Source organism: Peribacillus sp. (genome assembly GCF_059453735.1).
The window spans coordinates 1-6,940 of the sequence record NZ_JAZVJO010000446.1 but is presented as its reverse complement, the minus strand read 5'-3'; the positions used below and the strand labels follow the sequence as shown (position 1 = coordinate 6,940).

The 6,940-nt window shown below is 39.6% G+C and carries 6 protein-coding genes and 1 other RNA gene; all 7 read left to right on the top strand.

Annotated elements, in window-relative coordinates; translation table 11 throughout:
• Positions 1-1,829: DEAD/DEAH box helicase (locus AC52RT_RS14735; protein ID WP_495541441.1), on the top strand; the 1,829-nt coding region annotated here is incomplete at its 5' end.
• Between the two features lie 52 nt (positions 1,830-1,881).
• A complete protein-coding gene (locus tag AC52RT_RS14730) occupies positions 1,882-3,147 on the top strand; it encodes a ribonuclease H-like domain-containing protein (protein ID WP_495541440.1) in 1,266 nt (421 codons plus the stop codon).
• A gap of 211 nt (positions 3,148-3,358) precedes the next feature.
• Positions 3,359-3,853: a CotD family spore coat protein gene (locus AC52RT_RS14725; RefSeq protein WP_495541439.1), complete on the top strand. Its 495-nt coding sequence runs from the start codon at positions 3,359-3,361 to the stop codon at positions 3,851-3,853.
• Positions 3,854-3,912: 59 nt separating this feature from the next.
• Entirely contained in the window at positions 3,913-4,464 is a 552-nt protein-coding gene (locus AC52RT_RS14720; protein ID WP_495541438.1) for an SLOG family protein, read from the top strand.
• A 90-nt stretch (positions 4,465-4,554) separates the two neighbouring features.
• Positions 4,555-4,863, top strand: coding sequence for a cell division regulator GpsB (gpsB, locus tag AC52RT_RS14715; RefSeq protein WP_495541437.1), 309 nt, complete (start codon positions 4,555-4,557; stop codon positions 4,861-4,863).
• Positions 4,864-4,944: 81 nt separating this feature from the next.
• Positions 4,945-5,335: RNase P RNA component class B (rnpB, locus tag AC52RT_RS14710), an RNA gene on the top strand.
• Between the two features lie 235 nt (positions 5,336-5,570).
• Complete coding sequence (locus tag AC52RT_RS14705; protein ID WP_495541436.1) at positions 5,571-6,710, top strand: THUMP domain-containing class I SAM-dependent RNA methyltransferase; 1,140 nt, start codon at positions 5,571-5,573, stop codon at positions 6,708-6,710.
• Positions 6,711-6,940 lie beyond the last annotated feature (230 nt).

Below are 6,940 nucleotides of genomic sequence, written 5' to 3'. Positions count from 1 at the left end.
CTCCTTCTATCCGCCAAGTAGTGAGAAAGGCGGGGCATATTGTGATAACCAACCCAGATATGCTGCATTCAGCCATACTCCCGCATCATACCAAATGGGTAAGTCTATTTGAAAATCTTAAATATGTCGTAATAGATGAACTCCATACGTATCGCGGAGTTTTTGGAAGTCACGTAGCCAACGTGATCCGCCGGCTGCGGCGAATTTGTAAATTTTACGGAAGTAATCCTCAATTCATATGTACGTCGGCAACGATAGCGAATCCAAAAGAGTTAGCGGAGCAGTTAACCGGCGCACCTATGCGCTTAATTGATGATAACGGAGCACCTAGTGGAAGAAAGCACTTTGTTTTTTATAATCCTCCGATTGTGAATCAACCATTAAACATCAGGAAAAGTGCAACGGTTGAAGTGAATCATTTAGCTAAAGAATTTTTAAAAAATAAAATTCAGACCATTGTTTTTGCCAGAAGCAGGGTTAGGGTCGAAATTATCTTAAGTCACCTGCAAGAACTGGTTAAAAATCAAATTAGTTCAAAAGCAATTAGAGGATACCGCGGCGGGTATCTTCCGAAGCAGCGGAGAGAGATTGAACGCGGGTTACGGCAAGGTGAGATTATAGGTGTCGTCAGTACAAATGCACTTGAATTAGGGGTAGATATTGGACAGCTTCAGGTATGCGTAATGACTGGCTATCCGGGAAGTGTAGCGAGTACATGGCAGCAAGCTGGCCGTGCAGGCCGCCGGCACGGGGAAGCACTTATTCTTATGGTCGCAGGGTCAACTCCTATTGACCAATATATTGTCCAAAACCCAGAATACTTTTTTGATCGTTCTCCAGAATCAGCTAGGATTAACCCGGAGAATCTAATTATTTTAGTAGATCATTTAAAGTGTGCGGCGTATGAACTACCGTTAAAGGAACATGAAGAATTTGGACCACTTGATATTAAAGACATCCTGGAATACCTTGTTGAAGAAAGAGTCATCCATCAAAACGGAGAAACATTCTACTGGGCTAACCAATCCTTTCCTGCAGGAAATATTAGTTTACGATCTGCTTCACAGGAAAACGTTGTGATTATCGACCAATCAGAAACTGCAAATGTTAAGATTATAGGAGAAATGGATCGATTCAGTGCCATGACCCTATTACATGACGAAGCCATTTACCTGCACGAAGGGGTACAGTATCAGGTTGAAAAGCTTGACTGGGATCATAAAAAAGCGTTCGTTAGGCAAGTAGACGTAGAATACTACACAGATGCGAATCTTGCTGTACAGCTTAAGGTGTTAGAGATAGACAAAACGAAAAAGAGAGAAAAATCGTCTATACACTATGGTGATGTCTCAATTAACATCTTACCGAGCATCTTTAAAAAGATTAAGTTGTCTACGTTTGAAAATATAGGATCTGGCCCGATTTACTTACCAGAAGAGGAATTGCATACGAGTGCAGCTTGGTTAGAATTACAAGAAGTCGATGCATCTTTAGGAGAAAAAATCTTGGAGCAGCTGTTGCTTGGTATTTCTAATGTACTGCAGCATGTGGTGCCCGTTCATGTTATGTGTGATCGTAACGACATTCATGTTGTTGCACAGATTAAAGCCGCACATACACAAAAACCTACTATTTTTCTTTATGATCATTATCCTGGGGGAATTGGACTCGCTGAAGATGTGTATAATCGATTTGATCAAGTAAAAGAAGCGGCCAAGAACCTTATCCGAAAATGTCCATGTAAGGATGGATGTCCTTCGTGTATTGGCACGGAAATAGAAGGGATAAGCGCAAAACGAAGAAGTATTGAGGTGCTTGATCAGTTTTAATAGATTTGGTCAACGCAAGCCTTGAACATATAGAGGTGAGATAGATTTGTCGATGAAGAATAAGCTGAACCGAATGAAGGGTCATCTCAATATTGAAGAAAAACCATCGGTACAAAAAGTAAAACAATTGCCGCAAACGACAGATATTCCTTTTATAGAAAAATGGAATGAGCATCATACGACGGTTTATTATCTCGATGAACAATATTGTTTAATTCGAGAAGTCCGGTACCCGATTCATACAATACATGGAAACTATTCCTTTACAGATTTTCAGACAATCGTTTCATTGTGGAATGACAGCAATCTCGATCACCCCTTGTCAGCCAAAGGTTTGAACAGCGAAGACCTGTTTTTTTTCGATACAGAAACAACAGGTCTAGGAGCGGGTGCAGGTACGTCTATTTTCTTATTGGGTTACGCCTTTTTCAGCGGTGAAGAAGTGATTGTCAGGCAGCATATTCTTCCGCAGCCGGGCAGCGAAGTTCCGTTTTATCATAGTTTTTTAGAGCAAATTAATTATGAAACGCTTGTCACCTATAACGGGAAGGCCTTTGATTGGCCGCAAGTTAAAACGCAGCACACGTTAATTAAGAATCATGTACCGCTTTTACCCGAATTCGGGCATTTTGATTTGTATCATGCTTCGAGAAGGCTGTGGAAAAACAAGCTGGAAAGAGTGAAATTAGCAAATGTGGAATCCGAAATTCTAGGGTTCTCCCGTCAAGATGATATTCCTGGGTACTTAGCTCCCATCATTTACTTTGATTTTGTTGAACGACAAGATCCGGAGATTCTCTTTGGAGTGCTCAAACATAATGAGTTGGATGTTTTATCCTTAATTACCCTGTATATTCATTTATCCCGCCAAATTCTTCAAGCTGATGGATATGGCGAAGAATCACTTGAAGTTGCTCGCTGGTTAGGATATCTTGGTGAAAAGAAGCAGTCAATAGCGGCATATGAACAGGTTATCCAAGAAGGAACAGAAGAAGACCGTTTAGCAGCCATGCACGCAATTGCTTTTCAAAAAAAACGTGAAAAAGATTTCGATGGTGCTTGTGAAATTTGGCAGGAGGTCAGCGAAAAGGGAAGCAGTAAACACCGTAGGGAAGCGGCACTAGAATGTGCGAAGCTTTTCGAGCACCAGTACAAGAATTATTCAAAAGCCTGCGAATATGTAGAAAAAGCGTTTACTGAGCTGCCCATCTCGATGGATATATCATCATCTTCAGTTATGGACCTTCATAAAAGGCTTATTCGATTGAAGAAAAAGCAAGTTAAGGAACATCTCGAAAAAAACAATGAATTAAGATAGAACAATCGGCTGAAAACCCATATTAAGACTTGATAAACTGTGTAAGCCCTCTAGTGTTAGAATGGTTTTAACTTTCCTTTATTTCAACAATCTATACGAGAATCTGTGTTTAATTTTAAAGATAGGTTTATTGACTAGTACATGAATGCCCTCCTTGTCATATTCTGTAAATGTAAAATAAAAAATATGCTGGAAGGGGATATTCGCTATTATGGAAAAAATTAATGTATATCAACAGCAAACTCAGTCTTTAAACAAAGGCTATAAAGCGCCTTCTCAAGTAATGGGAACCCAAGCAGGAGCAGGTTATGCAGCACCGTCTCAAGTTATGGGTGCGCAAACAGGAGGTTATGGTATGCCTTCACAAGGAATGGGAATGGGAATGGGTTATGGACAACAGCCGAGTTATGGATCTCAACCAGGTTACGGCATGGGACCATTTAATCAAGGTCCTACCAACGTAGCACCTGCACAAGTATCACCGACTCAAAATACAGTAAATACGAATGTGAGTAAAACAGTCGTCCCTCATATTCATCCAACTCATAATACAACTGTAAACAAGCATATTATTCAAAATCAACATTATTTCCCGCATTCCCAATCCGTTGTTAACGAATGCTACACTCAAGACTTAATTTGCAGCAGCCCGCCGCCTATGCCTATGCATAAGCCTTGCTGCCCGCCAAGACCACATCATTTTTAACTTATAATTATCATACAAGGGCTATTATGCCCTTGTTCCTATACATAGGAGTGAATCAATTGAAAGTGATGTATATAACTGGATATAAACCGTTTGAATATGGTATTTTTAAGAATGACCATGAAGGTGTCACTTATATAAAAAAAGCAATTAAGCAGCGTCTGACTCCTTTTGTTGAAGAAGGACTGGAATGGGTCATTATCACCGGCCAGTTGGGAACAGAGCTATGGGCTGCTGAAACAGCCTATGAGATTCGTGAAGAATTCGGCGGCAGACCACAGGTTGGGGTGATTACTCCCTACCTAAATCAGGAGGAGTCCTGGAAAGAAGATAATAAAGAATATTACGAATCTGTTATCAGACGAGCCGATTTCGTTGATTCCATTTACAAAAAGCCTTATGAAGGTCCGCATCAGTTGAAAATGAAAAATGAATACCTTGTTAAAAAAAGTGATGCTATGCTTCTGCTTTATGATGAAGAGAGAGAAGGAAGCCCAAAATTCGCCTTAAATGAGGCAAAAAAACAGGGTGAATACAGGGATTATCCAATCTTTCTAATTTCCTTCGACGATCTTCAACAAGCAGGAGAAGAGCAGAACTGGTCTGAATGATTTAGGATATTTAATGAAGATTGTTGACAAATGTATGCATATTTGAAAAAATAATAAAAAGTCGATGGCGAAAGTATTGAGGTGAATCTTATGCAAGCTGATAAGATAAAATTGACTGCGAAAGACATATTAGAAAAAGATTTCAAAACAGGTATGAGGGGTTACAAGCCCGAAGATGTAGATGAATTTTTAGATCTCGTTATTAAAGATTATGAAGCATTTTATCAAGAAATTGAAGATTTACGTCAAGAGAATACCAAATTAAAAAAAATGGCAGAGGAATCAACACGCCGCAGCCAGGCAGCTCCTTCAGCAACACCGGGTACAACAAACTTTGATATTTTAAAAAGGTTGTCTAATCTGGAAAAGCATGTGTTTGGAAGTAAGCTGTACGAATGAGAACGTCTTTATTTAAACGTGAATAACATTTACCATTGATGTTTTTCACGAACTGCATTATACTAGTTAATGTTATGAAAAACGTTTGGGTAATTGCTGCAATATTTTATATTGTAGAGGAAAGTCCATGCTCGCACTGGCTGAGATGCCGGTAGTGTTCGTGCCTGGTGAAAAAATAAGCTTGGGCAGCAGTTTTAACTGTTGACGGCAGGGAAAATACCTAAGTCTTCGGATATGGTGTGAATACCTATAAAAGTGCCACAGTGACGTAGCCTTTTCAGAAATGAAAAGGGTGGAACGAGGTAAACCCCACGAGCGAGAAACCCAAATTAAGGTAGGGGCGCTTTCTTCCTTGGAATTCAACGAGGAGAAGGACAGAGACTTAGCTCTCTGTAGATAGATGATTACCGCCGAAGTACGAGGTGATTATTCACCGTTCGCAGTACTGAGGAACAAAACATGGCTTACAGAACGTTTTCATATCAAAACAACTCAAACACAGCTCTCCTTTAGCGAGGAGAGTTTTTGTTTGTATATAAGTAGTTTTTTGAAGTGGGAAATAGATACCCAGTCGAATAAAAGGGTATAATAGATGTCATACATAACTAGTTGGTTTTGGGCAAATGTAAGATATTAAAACCTGCTCCAGCAGAAAATGTGCTTACTGCAAATTTGGGAGTATGGTTTGAAGGAAAGCTGGTGTAACGATGAAACAATTTGATATTATAGCGACTTCAGCTATGGGACTTGAGACAATAGTAGCAAAAGAAGTACGGGCACTAGGATACGAATGTGAAGTAGAAAACGGTAAAATTATGTACAAGGGTGATATGACGGCGATTGCCCGCTCGAATTTATGGCTTCGTACAGCAGACCGGATAAAGATTAAAGTCGGAGAATTTAAAGTAAAAACCTTTGATCATTTATTTGAAAATACAAAGGCATTAAACTGGGAAGACTTTTTGCCGGTAGATGCAGAATTTCCTGTAAGCGGGAAGTCAGTTAAATCGACTTTATTTAGTGTTCCGGACTGTCAAGCAATCGTTAAAAAAGCGATTGTTGACCGTTTGCAGACCCATTATAAAAGGGTGTCTTGGCTTGAAGAAACGGGCCCGTTATTTAAAATTGAAGTATCAATTTTAAAGGATATTGCGACCATTACCCTTGATACAAGCGGTACAGGCCTGCATCGTCGTGGGTACAGAACTGGTCAAGGTGAAGCTCCGCTTAAAGAAACGCTGGCCGCTGCATTAGTTATGTTGACCAGCTGGCACCCAGATAAGCCCTTCGTTGATCCATTCTGTGGTTCTGGCACGATTCCAATCGAAGCTGCCCTGATTGGTCAAAATATAGCTCCAGGCTTTAATCGTGACTTTTTGAGTGAAACATGGGGATGGTTTGATAAGAAGGTCTGGGAACAAGCTCGATTAGAAGCAGAGGATCTTGCTGACTATGATCAGTACTTGGACATCTCAGGATACGACATCGATCATAATCTGGTGGAGATTGCCCAAAATAACAGTTTTGAGGCGGGCCTTGGAGATTTAATTCAATTCAAACAGATGCAGGTAAGTGATTTCACAACTAAAAAAGATTTTGGGATTATAGTTGGTAACCCTCCATATGGTGAACGAATTGGTGAAGAATTTGAGGTAGAACAAATTTACAAAGATATGGGCCGTGTTTTCCGTGATCTAGATACTTGGTCTATTTACATTATTACGTCTCATCCAGACTTTGAATTACTGTTTGGGAAACAAGCTACTAAGAAACGGAAACTTTTCAATGGTTTTATTCGAACAGATTATTATCAGTACTGGGGAAATCGGAAGAAATTCCAAGACTGAAAAAAGTGAATAAATGTAAAAAATCTCCTATTTTTTCGTGCGAATGTATTGCAAAAAGTGCCCATTTCTGCTATTCTATAGGAGAATTATTTTTGTTCGGATGTAAGGAAAAACAAGTTTTCTAAACTTTTTACCTCATCATCACAAAGAGCAAGGATAGTAATAGAATGTGTGGTTAGCACACTAGGAGGAAATAACAAATGGAACAAGGTAAAGTAAAATGGTTTAAC